We start from the raw sequence: 18,445 nt of genomic DNA on the forward strand, positions 1-18,445 counted from the left end.
GCCGCTTAGTGAGAAGATTTGTCGTCCTGATGCGGTTTGGCGTTAAACATATCGCACAGCATGTTCAACAGCATTAGACGCACTTTAAAAGGAGAGTGGGTAAACACGTTCATACACCTCTTGAATTCATTCATAAGACCTCCTGATTCATGATCCCTTCGATCCGTGAAGGGTGACTGCATTACATACAGATATAGCACAGGCTATATTGTAAAGCATCAACTATCTACAAAAAACAATAAGTTAGATAGTTATCAATAAGTTAGGCTAGTCAATAAAGGTGAGTATTAGGCAGTATTTCTAAGCTGTCGCGACATTTTTGCGACATTTTAAGGGATTAAGACGCACGGCATCTTCAAGGTGGCTAGGGGCAAAATGCGCATAACGCATCGTCATGGTGATATCAGCATGACCAAGAATTTTTTGCAGAACAAGAATGTTGCCGCCGTTCATCATAAAGTGGCTGGCAAACGTATGGCGCAGCACATGGGTAAGCTGGCCGGAGGGGAGTTCTATCTTGGCACGCTCCAAAGCAGAGCGGAAAGCGTTGTAGCAGGGCTGCGGAAACAGAGCGCCTTTCGTATCAGGTAGTTCAGCCAAAAGTTCGTCATCAAGGGGAATGGTTCTGTTGCGCTTTCCTTTGGTTTTGACAAACGTGACTTTACCGCCAGCAATCTGAGAACCTTTAAGCGTTGCAGCTTCATTCCATCTTGCCCCTGTAGAAAGACAGATTTTCACGACTAGCACTAAGAACTTTACCTTGCTCCGTTTGCATTCCATCAAAAGCCGATCAATTTCATCAACAGAGAGAAAGGCCATTTCGGATTCATCAGTGCGATATTGTCTAACATTTTCCAAAGGGTTGGGAGCTGACCATTCCCCGATCCGCTTCAGTTCATTGAACATGGCCAGAAAGTAAGCATGCTCAAGATTCATTGTTTTCGGGGAAATCTTGGAGACTCTGTTGGTGCGGGCATAATGCCCTTCAAGCCTTTTAGCGCGGTAGGCAGTGAACAGCTGGGCATTGAACTCTGTAGCCAGCGGGAATCCCATGCATTCTGCCGCCCAGGTCATAGCATCTTTACGCTTTTGACCGTTGCGCAAAGCAACCCCATGGCGTTCATACCACATCGTAATAAGATCGATTAGGCTTCGTTTGTCTTTCCCTTCACCCAGCCATGGCGCACTGTCTACCTTCTGAAGCGTATGATTCTCAAATGCCAGGGCTTCACCTTTTGTGGCAAATTTTTTACGAATTCGCTTACCGTTCTTACCATTACTGCGGTTGACGGTGTAGAAGTCGGCGATCCATTCGCCTGTCGGAAGTTTACGAACGCTCATTTATTCAATCGTCAGAACAACGCGGCCAATGATTTTTATATCGTCAATCCCGCAGTCAAAAGCCATACCTACGCCGCTTACTCTAACCTTTCCCACAGGGATTCTTGTCAGTGTTCTAACGCTGGTTTTACCTTCAACTTCAACAAGCCAAACATCGTCATAAACTTCGGTAAAGTGCTGATCAATAATGTATTGCAGTGAGTTATCAATCACACAGACTGGATTCTGCGGTAAAGGCTTACCTGGTAAAAAAGTAACCTTATCGAGCATAAGAAAACCAGACTCATAGAGTTTGCCGTCCACGATCTTCTTGCGCGGCAGTTTCATGATATCTAAATCTTCATCGTTGAACTTTCTACCTTGCCCAGTCGCTAGCCATTCTAACGTTGCCCCTGTCTCAGCCATACATTTAACAACGATGTCAGCTGGGAAGAAATCCCTCTTATAGCGGTTAGCTAGGCTACTGCTTGCAATATCAAGATGCTCGGCTAGAGCTAATTTAGTGTTGAAACCATACGCCTGGATAACTCTATCCAACACCTCTGCTCCGCCTTGGGAAAACTCAATCTGTAGGTTCACGAAAATTTTACCTTGAAAATTATCACAAAGTGAGTTTAAACTTCGCTTTGTAGGTTTAAGTGAATATTGACAGTTACCGACCTGTATTGCCGTACAGGTTAACTAATGGAGTTTGCCTTATGCGTCCGAACATTACAATCATCATCCCGGAACCATACCTGCCTTTAGACGAGTATTGCCGCCGTACTGGTACCAACAAGGAAACCGCTAGAAACCTGATTGAATACGGAAAATTACCAATTAAGCCGAAGGGTAAGCAGAAGAAAGGCTTGGTCGAAGTCAACATGGCCGCGCTCACTATCCAGGCTTTAAGTGAATGTGACATTTCGCTTAACGCGTAATTCATCCTACAGATTAGAGCGGAGCTAACAATGTTTGATTATCAGACTTCTAAACATGCTCACTTTGATGCAGCTTGCCGAGCGTTTGCGCTGTCGCACAATCTGGAAGATGTGGCCGCTGCCGTTGGTATGCGTCCGCAGATCCTGCGCAATAAGTTGAACCCGATTCAACCACACCGCCTGACCTGTGACGAGCTGCTGGCTATCACCGATTACACGGAAGATGCCCGTTTGCTCGATGGGATGCTGGGGCAGATTAACTGCCTTCCGTCCGTTCCGGTCAATAACGCCACTGAAGCCAACATGCAATTTTGCGCGTTGATCGCCACTGCAAATGTAGGTGCGATCGCTGGGGAAGCTGTATCAACTGAGCACATGACCGCCGCACGCCGCACACAAATTCTTGATCGTGCCCGTGATGCCATCCGTTCCCTTTCCGTTCTGGCTTACACCGTTGAAAGCCGCCTCCAGTCTGCGCCGGTTCTTGCTGCTGCCGTCGATATCGTGACTTCCAGTGCCAGCAGCATGATGTGAGGGATAACCATGAAAGCGTTCGTTACCTATCTGAAAAAAGAATCTCCGGCCATGCAGCTGGCCAGCGGGACAACTGGCTGGCTTGAACTGCCAAACGGCCAACGCTGGAACCCTGGCCACCAGTACAAATTCAATACCCGTTCGTCTCGTCGTCCATGGTGGTTTCGTTTGTTCGGGATTATCAGGGGGCGTTATGGCCATTAGCGAAAAGCAGCAGGAAATTGGCCTGAAGTGGCTGGGGAATATTCGCCGTAAGCACTGGAGCGACAAAAGCGAAGCTGCGGACTGGTGGGACAAATTAACACCAGAATGGCGCGGGGTTGTTTTACATGCGGCGGCGGTTACTTCCGGAATGGACGTTTTCAAAGCCCATCTGAGCAAATGCTACTGGTCAGAGTTATTCGAACGCCTGGACTACCGGGCAATGATTCAGCTGCGCCAGGGCATATCCAGGGCGCGTCTGACGTTTGAAGGGTTCGGGAGTCTGAGCGACAGCGATTTTTCAAAGCGCAGCGCTAACCGCCAGGTGAAAAAGGCACATCCGATCCACAGCAGTAATGGCGTGCAAATGATTATCGCGCCTCATATCGTTCATAAGATGCAACAGCAGGAGAATCATTAATGTCCATTATCTCTGTAAACGCCAAAGAACTGGGACAGGAGCTGGCTGCGTGGGGTGTTCCACACAATTACGCCATTCTCTTTCTGGAGAAAAGCACCGTTAAAAATGGCCGTGTCGCCTTACATCCGTTTTTCTTTAACGAAACCGAGCATATGACAAACAAACGCCACTGGCTGGCCGTGAATGTTGCGTACTGGTGCTGTGTCTATCGTGAAGCGGAAAGCGAGTTCCAGCAGGTTGAAGCAATTGCCAGCATTCGTTCCATGTATTACATCGCCGGGTCATTAGGCGCTGGGGAAGTTAAGGCGCTGATCCAGGAATGGTGGCGCAACACCTACGAGCTGCACCAGATACCCGCGCCGAGCTACTCAGCCGCGCCCGTTACCGTCTCTTTCCACTAATTAACTGCCGGAATTTTTGGCCATCCCTGCGGTGGCCGGGGATTCTTTTGCCTTAAGGAAACCAAAATGCACATGAATCGTCAGAATTTACCAGCAACAGAATCAGGTATTGACCTGATGGCAATGCTCATAAAGGCCACGCAGGAGGGGAAGATTGCAGCGGCTGATTTGTGTTCAACCCGTTTGGATAAGCTGGCCACCTTTGCCGCCAATGAAGGGCTAAGCGCTGCCGAAATCGTAGAGCTGATTCGTGAAGAAGCTGCGGCCATTTGCAGCAAAGGCGGTGCAGCATGGCAGTAAAAATTCATAGTATGAAAATCGCTTCAAAGTATCTGGATGCTGTGTTTTCTGGCCAGAAAAAGGCGGAGCTGCGCAAAAATGACCGCGCCTACAGTGTGGGCGATGTCCTGTTATTACAGGAATGGAAGCATGGCTCATACACAGGGAGAGAGTGGGCGGCTGTAATTACCCACATCCTACCCGTTAACGAAGTTATGCCAGATTCATGCGGTTGGGTGATGCTTTCCATTCGTACCCTGTCGCCTTTGGACGCTCTCGCATATGTGATCTCTGGGGGTGTTCAATGGTAGTTAAAACACCTCTTAAGTGGGTTGGCAGCAAAGTCCGTCTTATGCCACAGCTGCGTAACCACTTGCCGGAAGGTAAGCGCCTGGTTGAACCGTTCGCTGGTTCGTGCGCCGTCATGATGAATACGGACTATGACGAATACCTGATCGCTGATCTGAACCCGGATTTAGTCAATCTGTATAAGGCGATGGCCTATCATACCGACGCGTTTCTTGTGGAGCTTGAAACCCTGTTTTCTGCCGGGGCGTTAGGTGAACAGGAGAGTCGCGCTATTTTTTACTATGCCGTCCGGGACGCGTTCAATTTGTCCGGAAAGGGGCGTGGGGCTGAAAGCGTTGAAGCCGCTGCCCGTTTCATGTACCTGAACCGTCACGGTTTTAACGGGCTTTGCCGTTACAACCGCCGTGGCCAGTTCAATGTCCCTTTCGGAAAGTACAAGAAAAACTATTTCCCGCTTAAAGAAGTCCGCGCATTTGCTGAAAAGGCGAAGCGCGCAACTTTCATCACCGCCCATTACTCCGAAACGCTTGCGCTGGTTCGTGCCGGGGATGTGGTCTATTGCGATCCGCCATACCTGACGGAATCAGGAAATTTCACCTCATACACCGAAAGCGGTTTTTCGCATCTTGATCAGGGGCGGCTGGCCAGAAAACTGCGCCGTCTCGCTGAAAAGGGCGTGAGTGTTGTTGCGTCAAACAGCGATCTGGAAATGGTGCATTACCTTTACGCCGGGTTTGAGGCGATGAAAGTCAAAGCGCCGCGCAGTGTTGGTGCCGCAGCTGCAAGCCAGAAATCTGCCGCAGAGCTGATCCTGAAATCACCAGTTTCCACAGCCTCCAGCGCTGGGGTGGTGGCGAAATGATGACTGAACCCATGACCGGGCTGTATGCGCTGACGGTATTTGCGGCTTTTATCTTCTTTTCCTGGGAAGAGCGCCGGGACGCGGAGACGTCAGATGATGTGGACTTTATTTTGGTCGCTATCTCTTCCCTCGTCTGGCCTGTACTGGTGGCGGTATGTGTCGCTGCTTACATGATTAATGCCTGGAAGAAGTGGGTTAATCGTGGCTGATCTGTCTCTTGCTGGCCAACATCATGCCGTCGATATCTGGCGGCGTGATACTTTTGCGCCAGGAACGCCAGCGGATGCAACAATCACAGAGCGCCGTTTGTGGGCAGTTAACCCACAGGACTACGAATGGCGCTCACAGTTCCTTCATGAAATACCCGACTGGCTAGCCGGGTATTTTGGCAACCGTTACGAAAAGCTGTTTGCTGGTCGTGACGGCCGCCGCCGTGCCAATACATTCCTGCGCAAAACAATCGGTGAGAATGTATTGCCACGTCTGCGGAAAGTGGCTGCGCGTTACCAGCTGGCCGCTGATGTAATCGATCTCCCATTTGGAAAATCATTGCAGCGGTTGCCGTCGCTTGACCGTACCGATCTCAAAAAGCTGTCTGGCCAGGTCTCTGGCTGGATGGCTCAGATGTTTTATGACTTCACCGACACGCTGAAGGGCAAACCAAAAGACGAACATGATATGCGCCAGCGCACGCTGGAGGCTTACCGCAACCTTTGTTCGCTTTCCCTCATGCTGAACAATCAGCCGCCTTACTGGGCAGAACATGAAGCCAATGATGGCCACCTGGAAAACCGAAAAGCGGAGTCCGGTATTTTGCGTCTCATGGCACCGGAATGGTGGTACCAGCGCCTGAAGCGTGCCCGTGATCTGCAACGTGAACATCTGGCCATCGCCGTTGGCCAGGTGCAGAAATCTGCCAGCGCCTACGTATCACGTAAAACCCTGGGCGAATGGATTGAACAGAAGAAACGTAATCTGGAGTTCTTCAAAAAGTTTGATCTGATAGACGAAGAGGGCAACCGCATTGCGCTGGACAGCATGGTACACCGCAGCGTTGCTAACCCGGCAATACGTCGCTGTGAACTGATGGTGCGTATGCGTGGGTTTGAAGATATCGCCAATGAACAGGGGCTGGCTGGCGAGTTTTACACAATCACTGCGCCTTCACGTTATCACGCTGTACACAGTAAGGGCGGCTTTGTGTCTCAGTGGAACGGATTAAGCCCACGGGATACGCAGCGTTATTTATGCAACGTCTGGGCAAAAGCACGCGCGGCGATCTCCCGTGCCGGTATTCATGTTTTTGGTTTTCGTGTGGTGGAACCACACCACGACGGGACACCGCACTGGCATATGCTGCTGTTTATGCAACCACATGACGTTGAGGCGGTACGCGATATCCTTTGCTATCACGCCAGGATTGCCGATTCAGAAGAGCTTCAGACACCCAACGCGCTTAAAGCGCGTTTTCACGTTGAGCCTATCGATCCCGCTAAAGGGTCGGCAACAGGCTATATCGCTAAATATATCTCAAAAAATATCGACGGCTTTGCGCTCGATGGCGAGCAGGATGAAGAAACCGGGGAAAACCTGCGAGATATGGCCAAATCCGTATCGGCCTGGGCATCCCGCTGGCGTATTCGTCAGTTTCAGCAAATTGGTGGTGCGCCTGTGACTGTATGGCGTGAGTTGCGCCGTCTGGGCGATCAGCGCCTGACTGATAGCCGCATGGATGCAGTGCTGGCGGCTGCTGATGTAGGGGACTGGGCGGCTTATACCCAGTTGCAGGGTGGCGCACTGGTTGCGCGTCGCGATCTGGTCGTTCGTCTGGCCTATGAAATCACTGAACAGGGTAACGAGTACGCAGAAGATGTTCAGCGTGTGCAGGGTATCTATTCGCCTTTGATCCCTGATTCCGAAGTTTGCACCCGTCTGGTTAAGTGGCAGAAGGTTGCGAAGTTGGCCGAAGCGCCAGCGGAGGCGGGTTTTTCTGGCGGCAGCGCCGCCCCTTGGAGTTCTGTCAATAACTGTACGGAGGGAGGAACCCGGAGACGGTTAAAACTGGAACTGAACCAGCGCGGGTTTGCCGGAACGGATGAAGAAATCGACATTCTGAAACGGGGAGGCGGCCTCAAATTTGGCCGTTCAGCCCTGATTTACCGTGAAGGGCGGTTGCAAGAGAAGCGGAACAGTCCGGAAAACGAACAATGGCCAGGCTGGCAGTAATGGTATGTAAGTACGTGATAAGTAATGCGTAAATTTTCATTTGCGCTAATTATCATTTCACATATTGTGCGTTTAGGTATACTGTATGCTTATACAGTGTTTTATTTGTGGGAGGGCTGCATGGATATCTTAGAGGCATCAGCAAAGCTGGAGCGCATCGAATTACTGGCGAAAATTGCCCATGTAAGTGAGATAAGCACGAAGGAAAAGACTATTGCCTTAACCTGGATCGGCGAGATTGCCGAAGAAATGCGTAGCGTTGTCAGGGGGGAAATAAAAAACCCCCAGAGCGGGGGTTTTTCAGGCGGCGGGCGCAGCCTTCAATAAATCAAGCGCCATTTGCTTTTGATCGGGTGACAGGTTTTTCAGCAAGGTTTGCACCAAAGTATCACCCGTTTTAGCACTGGGGCTGAGAGTGTGGGAAAACGTCAAATTCATAACAAAAGTGTGCCCACACTCCACATCAGCACAGGCACAGTAAATATCTGCAATCTGGCGGTGCTTTCGGTTAGTTTTGCGAATCACAGCCTTAGAGCCGCACTCCGGACATTCAATTTTCAGGACTCTCATATTCCATTCTCCGGCTGTCAAATAATGCCTGGATTTTAGCCTTTTTTGCATCATGCTGCACCCTTCACCGTTGTTTCTTCAGCAAAATTTAAATGCAGGTGGCGCGGAATTTCCGGATCGCTGTTGATGGCCATCGCCAGGCGGCGCTGAATGGGCAGCACTTCATTCTTTTTGTAGGTGCGTTCAACCTTTTCCGGGTCGCCCAGTCCGGCAGTGTTCTGCGGAACGATACCTGCAAGCCCGGCCGGGAAGCGGTGCGCGTTCAGAATGTCCTGTGCACTGATGTTTTTCACACTCGCAAATTCATCTTTGGCCGAAATATCCCCCATCTCAATAAACTTGATCGCGTCGCCGTCGCCGCCAGGGATGTTTACCAGGATGGTGGAGAAGTTGCCGATCCCCTTGCTGTCCCGCAGCTGCTGTTCAATCTCTTCCTCCATTTCGTCCGTCATGCTGGGGTCACGGGTATATAAAATGCCACCCGTGTGGGCGCCGTTGTGGTAGTAGCGACGGCGGAAGATAACCGCCTCACTGTTCAGCAGGGCAGAGTGAACGCCGCCGATGTAGTCCGGCAGACCATAGATGTGCTGCTGCGGGTCGTACATCTTGATGAAAATGATATCTTCAGGCGGGAACGCCAGCGGCTCGCCTTCCTGTAAAACCACATAATCCCCGGGCACAGTCTCCGCGTTTTCTCTCTCCTTTCGTCGGCGGAGGTAAAGCCCCGGCAACGGCTGAAGCCCGATCACATCTCCCCAGCCATTACGGATTTTGGCCACAGCGATATCACCAAACGTCAGGTAGTCAAAAACAGCGGCCTCCAGCTCGTCGAACGTCAGGCCGCCGCCCTGATAGTCCGCCGTCACCATGTTTTTACGGGCGTGAATAATTCCACCGTGCTGGCCGTTCAGGTTGATAAGCTGCGCCAGCGCCAGGCGGTCAATCGGCTGGGTGTAGTGATCGGCGGCGTTGTCGTACCAGATTTCCCGGTAATCGGTTCCGGTTGTCAGTACCGGTTCCGGTTTGCCGAAGCTGATAATGCTCATTTTTTTTGATTTGTCGCCGCGCTGATCGCGTTTCACAAAGCGTTTCTTTTTGTTCATGCTGCTTGTTTCCTTACACCCCAGCGGGATTTTGGTTTGTTTTCGTAGTTAAGTGGTTCGTTATGCAGGGCGTGGGTAATTGCCCAGAATGCCTCTGCGTGGCCAGTGTCCTGGCTGCGGTCTGCGACAAAGGTCATGGCGTTACCACTCTGTGTGGTGGTACGCCGCACAGACATAAAGCTGGCCGGGATTTCCTTCAGGTTTTTGTCCCATTCGATACGCTGGCTTTCCACCACATCGGCGGCCTTCAGAACCAGCTGGTTTTTGGTGTTCATGTCGTAGCGAATCGGAACAACAACCTTCATGGCAAAGTGCTGGATATTGTCAAACACCCCCTGGCCGATCCCGGTTACGTCCACGCCCAGATACGTGAAGTTGTACTGGTCAAACAGCTTTTCGATCTGCTTTGCCTGGTAGCGGAAGTTCATTCCCTTCCAGTAAATCACCTTCAGCACACGGAATTTTTCCACTGCAAACATCGGCGGGGCGACGATGACGAAACACGACAAATCGCCGCTGCGTGCCGGGTCAAAGCCGCCCCAGACTGGCCTGTCACCAAACGGCCGTTTTGCGTCCGGGTCGTGATCCTGCCAGGTGTCCACCTCCACGCCGCACGCTTCCAGATCGGAAAAGCTGAAAACGGAATCCTTGCTGTCCACAAACACGCACATATAAAGCATGTCGAATGTGGCGGTGTTGTAGCGGTTGCGCAGCTTCTCGATGTTGGCCAGATTGAAGCCACCCGCAATGGCATCTTCCATAGTGATGACATAGCGCCACTGGCCATCCGGGCAGAGCCGTCCACCGTTCCGCATTTCATCGAACAGCGGAAACGTAATGGCCGCACGTTTCTTGCTTCCCTGTTTCCACTCTTCACCCGTCCAGAACGGATACGCCTGGTGCGTTTTGGCCGATGGTGTGGAAAAGTAGGTGGTGCGCCATTTGTCATGGGTGGCCATCGCACTGGCCACTTCATTGAGTTTTGCGAAGTTGGGTACCCAAAAATATTCATCACAGTAAAGATGGCCACTGTATGACTGGGCGGTGTTTTTGTTGGTCGACAGAAAACGCAGCTCTGCGCCGTTGCTTAAGCGGATCGGGTTCCCGGTCAGCGTGATACCGAAATACTGTTCGGCTATGTTGACGATGTAAGACCGGAACACCTCCGCCTGGGCTTTGGACGCGGACAGGAAGATTTGCGGATCGCCCGTCATTACTGCGTTTTCGAACGCCTCAAACGCAAAGTACCAGGTTGCACCGATCTGGCGGCTTTTCAGGATGTTCCTGACCAGCTGGCCGATGTTGCGGCGCAGGTGTTTCTGATATTCGAAAAGATGTTCGTCCGCCCAGGTGTCAAAATCCTCCTGAGTGAGTGATGAAATATCGTTTTTCTTGTACTTGCGTTTGCTGCGTGGCTCGTCCTCGCTATCTCCTCGCGCAGCTGCTTGCCGTTCCCCCTGGCTGTAGGCCAGCTTTTCTTTATGCTTATTGCTCTGGGCGCGCAGCTTTGTGGCGTGAGCAATAAGCAAATCCATTTCTTTTAAATCCAGATCCGTTTTATTGTCACGCCCGGCTAACAGCTGGTAACGGCGTTCAATTGCCTCCTCTGTGCTTTCGAAACTGAGCAGGTCAGCCCATTTATATTTTTCCGCCCAGTAGTAAACGATCCGCGCATTCGGCAGATTTAATTCTGATGCAATTTCTTTCGGCGTGTAGCGGCGCAGGTAAAGAGCGCGGACAACGCCTTTTAATTCTTCTGAGTATTTAGCCATAGATTTAATTATGCCGTGGTGCTGATGAAAAAACGGCGGGGTTAATTCGGGGCTGTTCGGTAATGACTTATAACCGAACTGTTCAGAATAAAGCGTAATGCGGGGATGTGTTTAATTAGCAATAATCAAATCCACAGCAAGGGAAACAGTTAATCGACAGAGGGGGAAATATGTGTCGCATTTAAAAACTGGCTGGCTGTGTGTTGCTACTGAAGGCGATACGGTTGATGGACGCGTGCTGGAACGGCAATGGATTATCGACATGGCGGAAACCTATGATCCTAACCATTACGCCGCATTGATATGGCCAGAGCATGACGATTCATGTGGCAATTTCGGCGAAGTGCTGGAGGCGATGTGGCAGGACGGGGATGACGGGCTGGCGCGGCTGTATGTCAGCCTGTGCCCGAATAAGCGCCTGATTTACGCAAACGACGAAGGCCAGCTGCTGTATTTCTCCGTAGAGCCGGAGCTGAACTGGCGTGGAGGGGAGCGTACATATTTGATGGGGCTGGCAGTAACAGACCATCCGGCCAGTGTAGGTACAACACGATTGCGTTTTAGTCGGCGCAAATTAAACAAACAGGGATATTACAGTTGTGTGATTTCCCGTAACGGTAAAATTACGCAGGAAGGGAAGATGAAAAACTGGCAGAAATTGTTTGGTATTAAGCCGAAGTTTGAAGATGAAAATTCGCAGGACGATCCACCTGCTGATGATAAATTGCAGGCGCTGGCGAGCGCTCTGAACGATCTGGAAGCGCGTGTGGGTAAAATTGAAACCCAGCTTAATTCCGTGCAGGACGATGTTGACACTATTACCGAAGTCGTGGACACGGAAGAGTTTTCCGTTATCCGTGATAACGCCAAAGAAATTGTTACCCGATTTAACGAGCTGGGTAATAAAGGTGGTCAGCGTAAACAGCGTCAGGTTCCGTCTAAATCCGGAAAATTTAGTTACCTGTAATTAACCGCAACGCGAATAAGCAAAACTTTTTATTATCGCTTAATTGCGAGGGAGTCTTATGTTACTGAATAACCGTGCGCGGGATTTACTGGACAATTATACGGCGGGTATGGCGCAGCATTTTGGCACGCAAAACCCTGGCCGTTATTTTTCGCTAAATGACCCGCAGGAAACAGCGCTGCGTCTGGCCATGCTGGAGTCCGTGGAGTTCCTGAACTGGATCACCACGCTGGACGTTGACCAGCTGAGTGGCCAGGTCGTCAACGTGGGCGCGTCTGTTCTCCATACCGGGCGCAGCGAAACTGGCCGTTTTGTCCGCCAGGTGGGGGTTGACGGCAATACCTACTCACTGGTTGAGACAGACAGCTGCGCGGCGCTGCGCTGGGATCTGCTCTCCGTCTGGGCGAACGCCGGGAAGGAAGAAAACGAGTTTTACAACCTGGTGCAGACCTTCAGCACCCAGGCGTTTGCGATGGATATGCTGCGTATCGGCTTTAACGGTACACACCGCGCCAAAACCACAGACCCTAAAGCCAACCCAAATGGTGAAGATGTCAACATTGGCTGGCATGAAATCATGAAAACGATGCTGGACGGCAAGCAAATCATGACCGATCCGGTGGTGCTCGATCAGGCGGGTGATTACAAATCGCTGGATGCGATGGCCTCCGATCTGATTAACGCCAAAATCCCGGCACAGTTCCGTAATGACCCGCGCCTGGTGGTGCTGGTAGGTGCTGACCTGGTGGCCGCTGAACAGTACCGACTGTTCCAGGCTGCTGACCGCCCAACGGAAAAAATCGCGGCGCAGCTGCTGGGCAACACCATTGCTGGCCGTCAGGCGATTATCCCGCCGTTCATGCCGGGCAAACGCATGGTGGTTACGCCGCTTTCTAACCTGCACATCTATACCCAGCGCAACACGCGCCAGCGTAAAGCTCGCTTTGAAGATGATCGCAAACAGTTCGAAAACAGCTATCTGCGTAATGAAGGCTACGCGATTGAAGAGCCGGAGCTGTACGCGGCGATTGATGAAAATGCCGTGACCATCGGCAAGCCGTCTGAGCCAGTGGAGGGTTAATCAATGTCTCTTTCACCCGCGCAGCGTCATAACCAGCGCATTGCGATGGAACAAAAGCTCAAGCAAAGCCTGGCCGTTGGCACCACGGAAAGCATGCACCTGCTGATTAAGGCGCTGGAAACAGACGTGGAACAGGTGCGAAGCCTGCCGCTGATTGCTGATCGCGTTGAGCATAAGCGCAACGTGCTGCTGCCGAAATGGGTTCCGACTGTGGAAGCGTATCTGGCCAGCGGCCAGGTGTATGCCAATCCGGTTCTGGCGTGGTGCGTGATCTGGCTGTTTGACGTGGGCGATCTGGATAAGGCGCTGGAGTGGGCTGATATCGCCATTGCCCAGCAACAGGCCACGCCGGAACGGCTGCGCAGCAATTTTCCTACGTTCGTGGCCGATACGATGCTGGCCTGGGCGGAGGAGTCTGCGGGACGCGGGGAAAGCATTGAACCGTATTTTTCACGCACGTTTGAGAATGTGGCCACCAGGTGGCGGCTGCATGAGCAGGTGACAGCGAAATGGTACAAGTTCGCCGGGTTGCAGCTGCTGCGCGGTGAGGATGGCCAGAAAACAGCGGCGGGTGTGGACGATGTGGAAACACTTCAGAAAGCCGATCAGCTGCTGGCCTCCGCCGAACAGTATTACTCAAAAATCGGCGTTAGAACGCAGCGGCAGACCATTGCCGCGCGCATCCGAAAACTGACGCAGGGTTAAAGACTACCGCAAGCCAGGCGGGCGCGGTGGAGGGCAGAAACACGATGTGAAGCTGCGCCGTGGAAACCGGACAGCCCGCCTATTTTTTCGGGGGAGCCATGTTTAGTGGAAAGCCGCTTGATTATCAGGACGAGCCGCTAAAAAACGAAGGATTCTGGCCAGACCTGAACCTGAAGGACTTTCAGGCACAGCGAGCGATCCCGGCTGATGTTGAGGCGGACACCGCTGCCCAGGCGCTGCTTGCGGCCGTGGCGGAGGTGAATGCGGAGCTGGAAAAAGTGGAAGCCAGCTGGAAGGCAAAAGGGGTTCTGAGCGCAGGGGACGCGCCGGGGGCACGGATGGGGGAGTTAAACGCCCTCTGTGCGCAGTACATGAAGGCGGTTTTTGCCAGGGCAAAAGCTGACCTGTTGGGGGAGTTTGCCACCGTTGGGCGGCGTGATTCTCACCCTGGCCAGGAAAGCACGGAAACCCGCGCCGGGTTACTGGCAGAGGCATCTGTTGTGATCCGTCGCATGAAGGGACTGAAAAGGGCAACGGTGAAGAAAGTATGAGCCAGACACAGCTTGAAAACCTGACGGCATTTTTTACCAGCAACGTGCCAGCCCGTGCGATGCAGTCATTTGACAGCGTAGTGGATGAAATGGAGTTCGTACCGGCTGCAAAGGATATGGGGCTGGGGCAGTACCGCCAGGCGGTGATCCGCTATGACGCGGTACTGAGCTGGGAGCGTTTCCCGTATCGCCTGTGTCCGCCGCAGCTGCTTATGTCGCTGATGGCTGCCTGGCTCGATGAGGCAGACCGGGAATTACTGGACGAAATCGGGGTAACTGAGGCCGATCCGCAGTGGGATGTGTCGGTGGCCGATGAAGAAACCGCCGATATTGTCCTGACGGTTCCCATGGCGGAAGAGCTGGTGATCCGTGAGGACGAAAAGGGATTAATCCCCTGGCAGGGAAAGCGCTGGTCGCTGGTTGAGCCGGAGATCTGGACGGCGCTGACGGCAACGGTTTACGGCGTGGATGAATCCGGTGCGCCTGTGGGCGATGCGTCGTGATTGCCGGAGGGGAGCTTAACAAGCGCCAGCTGGCGGAGCTGAAAAAGGCGCTGGCCAGCATGGAGCTGCCGCCAAAAAAACGGCAGCGGCTGCTGTGGCGAATGGCGAAATATGGCGTTATTGCCGCCGCCAAACGCAACGTGCGGAATCAGGAAACACCGGACGGGGAAAGCTGGGAAGGGCGCAAAACAAAGCGCAAAGGGAAGATGCTGCGCAACATGCCGAAACTGCTGCATATCCGGGAAATGCCTGAGATTCAGGCTGTGCGGATTTACTTGCAGGGTGGCGGCTACCGGAACGGGGAAGCGCCTGTACCCGCTGGCACGGTGGGCTATTCGCAGCAAAACGGCATGCGCGTCCGGGTGAGTCGTGCAAGCCAGCCAGGGAAGGCACAGCCAGGCAAGATGGCCACCGCTGCACAGGGAAAAAAACTGCGTGCGCTGGGCTACCGGGTGCGCCGGGGGAAGCGCTGGAAAAAGCCCACTATCCGGGAAATAACCAGTGAAATGCCATACGCACAGGCGGGGTTGCTTATCCGGAAGTTAAGCGGCAAGGCCGTAAAAACGAGCTGGACTATCGATCTCCCTTCCCGCGTATTTCTGGGAATGGGTGATGAAGACTTTAACAAGGCGCTGGCACGCCAGCTTCAGGCCATTGGCTTTGGCTGGGATGTAAATGCGCAGGATATCAGGGGGAGAACATGACCTGGCCAAATGTGACCGTTAACCAGGTAAACCAGCTACTGGGTGAAACCAATGAGGTGGAACGCACGGTGCTGTTTATCGGTACGGGAACCAAAAATACAGGCAAGACCCTGGCTGTAAACACACAGAGCGATTTTGATGCGCTTCTGGGTGAGGCTGACAGCCAGTTAAAAAGTGACGTGCTGGCGGCAGTGTCGAATGCTGGCCAGAACTGGTGGGGGTTCGTCCATGTGCTGGCTGCTGACAGCGAGCCGGACGCATGGGTTAAAGCGGTGCTGGCCGCGCAGGTGTCGTGCTCGGTTGAAGGCGTGGTGCTGAGTAATGACATTTCAACGAAAGCGGAAATTAATCAGGCCATTAAGCTGCGTGCGGATCTGATTGCTAAGTATGGCCGCTGGGTATGGTTCATTCTGGCCACGCAGGGAATGCAGGACGAAGAGGGACAGGCGGATTACCTTGCGCGTATGTCCACCCTTCAGGATGGCATTGCGGAAAAAGCGGTGCAGCTGGTTCCCCGCCTCTGGGGGAACGAGCCGGGCGTGCTGGCTGGCCGCCTGTGCAGCCGTGCCGTCACCGTGGCGGACAGCCCGGCACGCGTGAAAACGGGGGCGCTGGTCAGCCTGGGCAGCGATGAATTGCCGCTGGATGGCACAGGGGCAGTGCTGGAACTGGCAACGCTTCAGGCGCTGGAGGCGCAGCGCTTCAGCGTGCCGATGTGGTATCCGGACTATGACGGGTTCTACTGGTCAGACGGCCGCACGCTGGACGTGGAAGGGGGCGATTATCAGTCCATCGAAACGCTGCGCGTGGCCGATAAAGCCGCACGCCGGGTGCGTCTGCTGGCCATCGGCAAAATTGCAGACCGTTCGCTTAACAGCACGCCGGGCAGCATTGCCGCACACCAGACGCTGTTTGCGAAGCCACTGCGCGAAATGTCCACGGCAGCAAACATCAACGGGGTTTCATTCCCCGGCGAAGTGAAGCCGCCGCAGGATGGTGATGTGACCATTGTCTGGAAAAACAAAAAGGCGGTGGAGATTTACATTGTGGTGCGCACCTGGGAAGTGCCGCTGCAAATCACCATTAGTCTGTTACTGGATGCCAGCCTGGAGGCCGCCGCATGAGTAAGCGTATTTCGGGAATGTCGTTTGATTCATACGTTGACGGCGATCTGATCCACATCGAGAAAATTTCTCTCGATATCACGGACAACAGCGCCGCCGCGCAGACCCGTGGCGTGCCGGATGGACACGTAGATGGTGATGTGGCCGCTGAGGGTGAAATTGAAGTCAGTTCCAAAGTGCTGAGTGTGCTGACAGCCAAAGCACGATCAGCGGGTTCCTGGCGCGGTATTGAACCCGTGGATTTCCTCTTCTATGCCAAAGCCGGTAATGAGGAAGTCAAGGTGGAGACGTTCGGCTGCAAACTTCAGCTGAGTAACCTCCTGGATATCGATCCGAAGGGTGGCAGCGTGGCCACGCACAAAATCAAATATTTTGTGACCAGTCCAAAGTTCGTAAACATCAACGGCGTTCCGTATCTGGAAGCGGAAGCCACGGAAAACCTGATCGGGTAAGGGGCAGGGATGCAGGAGTATGAAAAAGGCGCACTGACGCTGGCGGTTATGGGGGCGCTTATCGCGCTGGGTAAGTTACTGTCCAGCAATGAGCCTGTTACGGCACGGCTGGCCATCGGGCGCGTAATTGTCGGGAGTGCGCTTTCTGTGGCGGCGGGTTCGGCGCTGTATCTGGTTCCGGAATTACACCCGCTGGCGCTGCTGGGGATTGGTTCAGCGCTGGGGCTGGCCGGGCTTCAGGGGGTTGAGCTTTGGCTCAAACGTAAAGGGATTAACGCAGGGGCGGGTAAATTATGACGTTAAGTGAAAAGCAGCAGCTGTTTACCGTGATGGTGGCCAGTCTGATCCACTGGGCTGAAGAGCACGGCTATCGCCTGACCTTTGGCGAGGCGTACCGCACGCCGGAACAGGCGGCACTGAACGCTAAAAAGGGCAGCGGTATCACCAACAGTCTGCATACCCAGCGCCTGGCCGTGGACTTTAATCTGTTCGTGAATGGCCAGTACAAAACAGACACCGCCGATTATCTCCCGCTGGGTGAATACTGGGAATCGCTGGGCGGTACGTGGGGTGGCCGCTTTAAATCCCGTCCGGACGGTAATCACTTCAGTCTGGAACACAACGGGGTGCGGTGATGACAAACGGCCAGTGGCTGGTAGTGGTTGCGCTGGCGTTTGTCTGGGGCTGGCTGACCGCTGACTGGCGGCGTGACAGCCTGGAGCTGGCGATCAACTCCGCCGCGCAGGTTGCGGGTAACAAGTCCCAAAAGGCGATGCTGGAGATTGCCAGCGAATCCGCCAGGGGGCTGGAAGATAAGCTGGAGGCGCTGGAGAGTGGCAGACCGAAGGAAATCAGGACGGAAATCCTTAAGCCGGTATTCACTAATGTTTGCGTGTCTGATGAATTTATCAGGATGTATAACGCAACCGTCGAAAATACCGAACGTACCTTATCAGGAAAACCTGAAGCGAAAATGCCCAACGGAAAATCTTCCGCGCATTAAAGGTAATACCGGGGCGGATATTGCTGCCCCTGCTGTTGAATATCAGGATTTATATTCTGTGTGTGCGGCGCGTCATAACGCGCTGATTGACGAAATAAATAAACGAGAGAGCTTATTAAATGGAACAGAAAATTGCACTGGTTGTATGTGGTAAAGAAATTGTTTTCGCACCGAACCAGACCGCCTACAACAAATTCATTAATGAAATGGCGATGGATAATAAAGTTGCCCCGGCGCATAACTACCTGACCCGCATCGTGGAGCCGGAGAGTAAAGACGCACTGGCCGAGCTTTTAAAACGTCCGGGGGCAGCGTTGCAGCTGGCTGGCAAGGTAAATGAAATTTACGCGCCTGAGCTGGAAATTGAAGTAAAAAACTGACAAAGCGAGTCCGGGCTATTGAAAGAAACGGACTCG

The 18,445-nt window shown here is 53.0% G+C and carries 29 protein-coding genes; 23 read left to right on the forward strand and 6 right to left on the reverse strand.

Features of this window, described 5'->3' with window-relative positions:
* Window positions 1–5 precede the first annotated feature (5 nt).
* The 3 genes from mntS to ACQG2Q_RS07350 form a co-directional block, all read right to left on the reverse strand.
* The gene (mntS, locus tag ACQG2Q_RS07340; RefSeq protein WP_022647525.1) at window positions 6–134 is read right to left on the reverse strand and encodes a manganase accumulation protein MntS; all 129 of its coding nucleotides are present in this window, start codon (window positions 132–134) and stop codon (window positions 6–8) included.
* A 166-nt stretch (window positions 135–300) separates the two neighbouring features.
* Entirely contained in the window at window positions 301–1,341 is a 1,041-nt protein-coding gene (locus ACQG2Q_RS07345; protein WP_096216627.1) for a phage integrase, read from the reverse strand.
* The gene (locus tag ACQG2Q_RS07350) at window positions 1,342–1,920 is read right to left on the reverse strand and encodes a phage repressor protein CI (protein ID WP_096216626.1); all 579 of its coding nucleotides are present in this window, start codon (window positions 1,918–1,920) and stop codon (window positions 1,342–1,344) included. It abuts the gene before it with no gap.
* 119 nt (window positions 1,921–2,039) lie between these two features.
* Between ACQG2Q_RS07350 and ACQG2Q_RS07355 the strand changes: the two genes are divergently transcribed.
* The 11 genes from ACQG2Q_RS07355 to ACQG2Q_RS07405 all read left to right on the forward strand — a co-directional run bounded on the left by ACQG2Q_RS07355 (window position 2,040) and on the right by ACQG2Q_RS07405 (window position 7,821).
* Window positions 2,040–2,261 carry a hypothetical protein gene (locus ACQG2Q_RS07355; RefSeq protein ID WP_001247709.1) on the forward strand — a complete coding sequence of 74 codons (222 nt, stop codon included), beginning with the start codon at window positions 2,040–2,042 and terminating at the stop codon, window positions 2,259–2,261.
* A gap of 30 nt (window positions 2,262–2,291) precedes the next feature.
* Complete coding sequence (locus ACQG2Q_RS07360; RefSeq protein WP_198091824.1) at window positions 2,292–2,795, forward strand: phage regulatory CII family protein; 504 nt, start codon at window positions 2,292–2,294, stop codon at window positions 2,793–2,795.
* A gap of 9 nt (window positions 2,796–2,804) precedes the next feature.
* Window positions 2,805–2,999, forward strand: coding sequence for a phage filamentation protein Fil family protein (locus ACQG2Q_RS07365; protein ID WP_198091823.1), 195 nt, complete (start codon window positions 2,805–2,807; stop codon window positions 2,997–2,999).
* Window positions 2,989–3,417, forward strand: a complete 429-nt coding sequence (locus ACQG2Q_RS07370; RefSeq protein ID WP_198091822.1) for a hypothetical protein — start codon at window positions 2,989–2,991, stop codon at window positions 3,415–3,417. The genes ACQG2Q_RS07365 and ACQG2Q_RS07370 overlap by 11 nt, the downstream gene beginning before the upstream one ends.
* A complete protein-coding gene (locus ACQG2Q_RS07375; protein ID WP_096216624.1) occupies window positions 3,417–3,818 on the forward strand; it encodes a hypothetical protein in 402 nt (133 codons plus the stop codon). Before ACQG2Q_RS07370 ends, ACQG2Q_RS07375 begins: the two co-directional genes overlap by 1 nt.
* A gap of 66 nt (window positions 3,819–3,884) precedes the next feature.
* Window positions 3,885–4,118, forward strand: coding sequence for a DUF2732 family protein (locus ACQG2Q_RS07380; protein ID WP_096216623.1), 234 nt, complete (start codon window positions 3,885–3,887; stop codon window positions 4,116–4,118).
* On the forward strand, window positions 4,109–4,408 hold the full coding sequence (locus ACQG2Q_RS07385; RefSeq protein ID WP_096216622.1) for a DUF3850 domain-containing protein: 300 nt from the start codon (window positions 4,109–4,111) through the stop codon (window positions 4,406–4,408). The genes ACQG2Q_RS07380 and ACQG2Q_RS07385 overlap by 10 nt, the downstream gene beginning before the upstream one ends.
* On the forward strand, window positions 4,402–5,268 hold the full coding sequence (locus ACQG2Q_RS07390; RefSeq protein WP_058700457.1) for a DNA adenine methylase: 867 nt from the start codon (window positions 4,402–4,404) through the stop codon (window positions 5,266–5,268). The genes ACQG2Q_RS07385 and ACQG2Q_RS07390 overlap by 7 nt, the downstream gene beginning before the upstream one ends.
* The gene (locus ACQG2Q_RS07395) at window positions 5,265–5,477 is read left to right on the forward strand and encodes a hypothetical protein (RefSeq protein ID WP_063860661.1); all 213 of its coding nucleotides are present in this window, start codon (window positions 5,265–5,267) and stop codon (window positions 5,475–5,477) included. The genes ACQG2Q_RS07390 and ACQG2Q_RS07395 overlap by 4 nt, the downstream gene beginning before the upstream one ends.
* On the forward strand, window positions 5,446–7,494 hold the full coding sequence (locus ACQG2Q_RS07400) for a replication endonuclease (RefSeq protein WP_198091821.1): 2,049 nt from the start codon (window positions 5,446–5,448) through the stop codon (window positions 7,492–7,494). The genes ACQG2Q_RS07395 and ACQG2Q_RS07400 overlap by 32 nt, the downstream gene beginning before the upstream one ends.
* Window positions 7,495–7,518: 24 nt before the next feature.
* The gene (locus ACQG2Q_RS07405; protein WP_232350969.1) at window positions 7,519–7,821 is read left to right on the forward strand and encodes a hypothetical protein; all 303 of its coding nucleotides are present in this window, start codon (window positions 7,519–7,521) and stop codon (window positions 7,819–7,821) included.
* Here ACQG2Q_RS07405 and ACQG2Q_RS07410 read toward each other — a convergent pair.
* The 3 genes from ACQG2Q_RS07410 to ACQG2Q_RS07420 are packed head-to-tail and all read right to left on the reverse strand — an operon-like array spanning window position 7,795 to window position 10,939.
* Window positions 7,795–8,118: an ogr/Delta-like zinc finger family protein gene (locus ACQG2Q_RS07410; RefSeq protein WP_096216900.1), complete on the reverse strand. Its 324-nt coding sequence runs from the start codon at window positions 8,116–8,118 to the stop codon at window positions 7,795–7,797. The genes ACQG2Q_RS07405 and ACQG2Q_RS07410 overlap by 27 nt on opposite strands.
* On the reverse strand, window positions 8,115–9,167 hold the full coding sequence (locus ACQG2Q_RS07415; RefSeq protein ID WP_096216899.1) for a phage portal protein: 1,053 nt from the start codon (window positions 9,165–9,167) through the stop codon (window positions 8,115–8,117). The genes ACQG2Q_RS07410 and ACQG2Q_RS07415 overlap by 4 nt, the downstream gene beginning before the upstream one ends.
* Window positions 9,164–10,939: a terminase large subunit domain-containing protein gene (locus tag ACQG2Q_RS07420; protein ID WP_096216898.1), complete on the reverse strand. Its 1,776-nt coding sequence runs from the start codon at window positions 10,937–10,939 to the stop codon at window positions 9,164–9,166. The genes ACQG2Q_RS07415 and ACQG2Q_RS07420 overlap by 4 nt, the downstream gene beginning before the upstream one ends.
* 172 nt (window positions 10,940–11,111) lie before the next feature.
* Here ACQG2Q_RS07420 and ACQG2Q_RS07425 point away from each other — a divergent pair, with 172 nt between their 5' ends.
* From ACQG2Q_RS07425 to ACQG2Q_RS07480, 12 genes are all read left to right on the forward strand, one after another.
* Window positions 11,112–11,906 carry a GPO family capsid scaffolding protein gene (locus ACQG2Q_RS07425; protein WP_198091820.1) on the forward strand — a complete coding sequence of 265 codons (795 nt, stop codon included), beginning with the start codon at window positions 11,112–11,114 and terminating at the stop codon, window positions 11,904–11,906.
* A 58-nt stretch (window positions 11,907–11,964) separates the two neighbouring features.
* Window positions 11,965–12,987, forward strand: a complete 1,023-nt coding sequence (locus ACQG2Q_RS07430; protein ID WP_039268761.1) for a phage major capsid protein, P2 family — start codon at window positions 11,965–11,967, stop codon at window positions 12,985–12,987.
* 3 nt (window positions 12,988–12,990) lie between these two features.
* The gene (gpM, locus tag ACQG2Q_RS07435; RefSeq protein ID WP_096216978.1) at window positions 12,991–13,692 is read left to right on the forward strand and encodes a phage terminase small subunit; all 702 of its coding nucleotides are present in this window, start codon (window positions 12,991–12,993) and stop codon (window positions 13,690–13,692) included.
* A gap of 98 nt (window positions 13,693–13,790) precedes the next feature.
* On the forward strand, window positions 13,791–14,243 hold the full coding sequence (locus ACQG2Q_RS07440) for a head completion/stabilization protein (protein WP_070135118.1): 453 nt from the start codon (window positions 13,791–13,793) through the stop codon (window positions 14,241–14,243).
* Window positions 14,240–14,746 carry a phage tail protein gene (locus ACQG2Q_RS07445; protein WP_096216979.1) on the forward strand — a complete coding sequence of 169 codons (507 nt, stop codon included), beginning with the start codon at window positions 14,240–14,242 and terminating at the stop codon, window positions 14,744–14,746. Before ACQG2Q_RS07440 ends, ACQG2Q_RS07445 begins: the two co-directional genes overlap by 4 nt.
* Entirely contained in the window at window positions 14,743–15,450 is a 708-nt protein-coding gene (locus tag ACQG2Q_RS07450) for a hypothetical protein (protein WP_096216980.1), read from the forward strand. Before ACQG2Q_RS07445 ends, ACQG2Q_RS07450 begins: the two co-directional genes overlap by 4 nt.
* Window positions 15,447–16,574: a DUF2586 domain-containing protein gene (locus tag ACQG2Q_RS07455; protein ID WP_096216981.1), complete on the forward strand. Its 1,128-nt coding sequence runs from the start codon at window positions 15,447–15,449 to the stop codon at window positions 16,572–16,574. Before ACQG2Q_RS07450 ends, ACQG2Q_RS07455 begins: the two co-directional genes overlap by 4 nt.
* Window positions 16,571–17,026 (forward strand): phage protein, encoded by a 456-nt coding sequence (locus tag ACQG2Q_RS07460; protein WP_032657750.1) that lies wholly within the window; start codon window positions 16,571–16,573, stop codon window positions 17,024–17,026. The genes ACQG2Q_RS07455 and ACQG2Q_RS07460 overlap by 4 nt, the downstream gene beginning before the upstream one ends.
* A gap of 9 nt (window positions 17,027–17,035) precedes the next feature.
* Window positions 17,036–17,323: a phage holin family protein gene (locus ACQG2Q_RS07465; RefSeq protein WP_032657752.1), complete on the forward strand. Its 288-nt coding sequence runs from the start codon at window positions 17,036–17,038 to the stop codon at window positions 17,321–17,323.
* A complete protein-coding gene (locus ACQG2Q_RS07470) occupies window positions 17,320–17,661 on the forward strand; it encodes a M15 family metallopeptidase (protein WP_039268768.1) in 342 nt (113 codons plus the stop codon). Before ACQG2Q_RS07465 ends, ACQG2Q_RS07470 begins: the two co-directional genes overlap by 4 nt.
* Complete coding sequence (locus ACQG2Q_RS07475) at window positions 17,661–18,029, forward strand: hypothetical protein (RefSeq protein ID WP_096216982.1); 369 nt, start codon at window positions 17,661–17,663, stop codon at window positions 18,027–18,029. Before ACQG2Q_RS07470 ends, ACQG2Q_RS07475 begins: the two co-directional genes overlap by 1 nt.
* Before the next feature lie 119 nt (window positions 18,030–18,148).
* A complete protein-coding gene (locus ACQG2Q_RS07480) occupies window positions 18,149–18,409 on the forward strand; it encodes a putative phage tail assembly chaperone (protein ID WP_062939448.1) in 261 nt (86 codons plus the stop codon).
* Window positions 18,410–18,445: the final 36 nt, after the last annotated feature.

It is taken from the genome of Enterobacter cloacae complex sp. 370H10 (assembly GCF_050031535.1).
Lineage (GTDB): Bacteria > Pseudomonadota > Gammaproteobacteria > Enterobacterales > Enterobacteriaceae > Enterobacter > Enterobacter intestinihominis.

Bases quoted from the DNA above. Each gene is read 5' to 3' on its own strand.
- mntS (WP_022647525.1), bottom strand. From the start codon at position 134: ATGAATGAATTCAAGAGGTGTATGAACGTGTTTACCCACTCTCCTTTT.
- ACQG2Q_RS07345 (WP_096216627.1), bottom strand. From the start codon at position 1,341: ATGAGCGTTCGTAAACTTCCGACAGGCGAATGGATCGCCGACTTCTAC.
- ACQG2Q_RS07355 (WP_001247709.1), top strand. From the start codon at position 2,040: ATGCGTCCGAACATTACAATCATCATCCCGGAACCATACCTGCCTTTA.
- ACQG2Q_RS07360 (WP_198091824.1), top strand. From the start codon at position 2,292: ATGTTTGATTATCAGACTTCTAAACATGCTCACTTTGATGCAGCTTGC.
- ACQG2Q_RS07365 (WP_198091823.1), top strand. From the start codon at position 2,805: ATGAAAGCGTTCGTTACCTATCTGAAAAAAGAATCTCCGGCCATGCAG.
- ACQG2Q_RS07370 (WP_198091822.1), top strand. From the start codon at position 2,989: ATGGCCATTAGCGAAAAGCAGCAGGAAATTGGCCTGAAGTGGCTGGGG.
- ACQG2Q_RS07375 (WP_096216624.1), top strand. From the start codon at position 3,417: ATGTCCATTATCTCTGTAAACGCCAAAGAACTGGGACAGGAGCTGGCT.
- ACQG2Q_RS07380 (WP_096216623.1), top strand. From the start codon at position 3,885: ATGCACATGAATCGTCAGAATTTACCAGCAACAGAATCAGGTATTGAC.
- ACQG2Q_RS07385 (WP_096216622.1), top strand. From the start codon at position 4,109: ATGGCAGTAAAAATTCATAGTATGAAAATCGCTTCAAAGTATCTGGAT.
- ACQG2Q_RS07390 (WP_058700457.1), top strand. From the start codon at position 4,402: ATGGTAGTTAAAACACCTCTTAAGTGGGTTGGCAGCAAAGTCCGTCTT.
- ACQG2Q_RS07395 (WP_063860661.1), top strand. From the start codon at position 5,265: ATGATGACTGAACCCATGACCGGGCTGTATGCGCTGACGGTATTTGCG.
- ACQG2Q_RS07400 (WP_198091821.1), top strand. From the start codon at position 5,446: ATGCCTGGAAGAAGTGGGTTAATCGTGGCTGATCTGTCTCTTGCTGGC.
- ACQG2Q_RS07405 (WP_232350969.1), top strand. From the start codon at position 7,519: ATGCGTAAATTTTCATTTGCGCTAATTATCATTTCACATATTGTGCGT.
- ACQG2Q_RS07410 (WP_096216900.1), bottom strand. From the start codon at position 8,118: ATGATGCAAAAAAGGCTAAAATCCAGGCATTATTTGACAGCCGGAGAA.
- ACQG2Q_RS07415 (WP_096216899.1), bottom strand. From the start codon at position 9,167: ATGAACAAAAAGAAACGCTTTGTGAAACGCGATCAGCGCGGCGACAAA.
- ACQG2Q_RS07420 (WP_096216898.1), bottom strand. From the start codon at position 10,939: ATGGCTAAATACTCAGAAGAATTAAAAGGCGTTGTCCGCGCTCTTTAC.
- ACQG2Q_RS07430 (WP_039268761.1), top strand. From the start codon at position 11,965: ATGTTACTGAATAACCGTGCGCGGGATTTACTGGACAATTATACGGCG.
- gpM (WP_096216978.1), top strand. From the start codon at position 12,991: ATGTCTCTTTCACCCGCGCAGCGTCATAACCAGCGCATTGCGATGGAA.
- ACQG2Q_RS07440 (WP_070135118.1), top strand. From the start codon at position 13,791: ATGTTTAGTGGAAAGCCGCTTGATTATCAGGACGAGCCGCTAAAAAAC.
- ACQG2Q_RS07445 (WP_096216979.1), top strand. From the start codon at position 14,240: ATGAGCCAGACACAGCTTGAAAACCTGACGGCATTTTTTACCAGCAAC.
- ACQG2Q_RS07455 (WP_096216981.1), top strand. From the start codon at position 15,447: ATGACCTGGCCAAATGTGACCGTTAACCAGGTAAACCAGCTACTGGGT.
- ACQG2Q_RS07460 (WP_032657750.1), top strand. From the start codon at position 16,571: ATGAGTAAGCGTATTTCGGGAATGTCGTTTGATTCATACGTTGACGGC.
- ACQG2Q_RS07465 (WP_032657752.1), top strand. From the start codon at position 17,036: ATGCAGGAGTATGAAAAAGGCGCACTGACGCTGGCGGTTATGGGGGCG.
- ACQG2Q_RS07470 (WP_039268768.1), top strand. From the start codon at position 17,320: ATGACGTTAAGTGAAAAGCAGCAGCTGTTTACCGTGATGGTGGCCAGT.
- ACQG2Q_RS07475 (WP_096216982.1), top strand. From the start codon at position 17,661: ATGACAAACGGCCAGTGGCTGGTAGTGGTTGCGCTGGCGTTTGTCTGG.
- ACQG2Q_RS07480 (WP_062939448.1), top strand. From the start codon at position 18,149: ATGGAACAGAAAATTGCACTGGTTGTATGTGGTAAAGAAATTGTTTTC.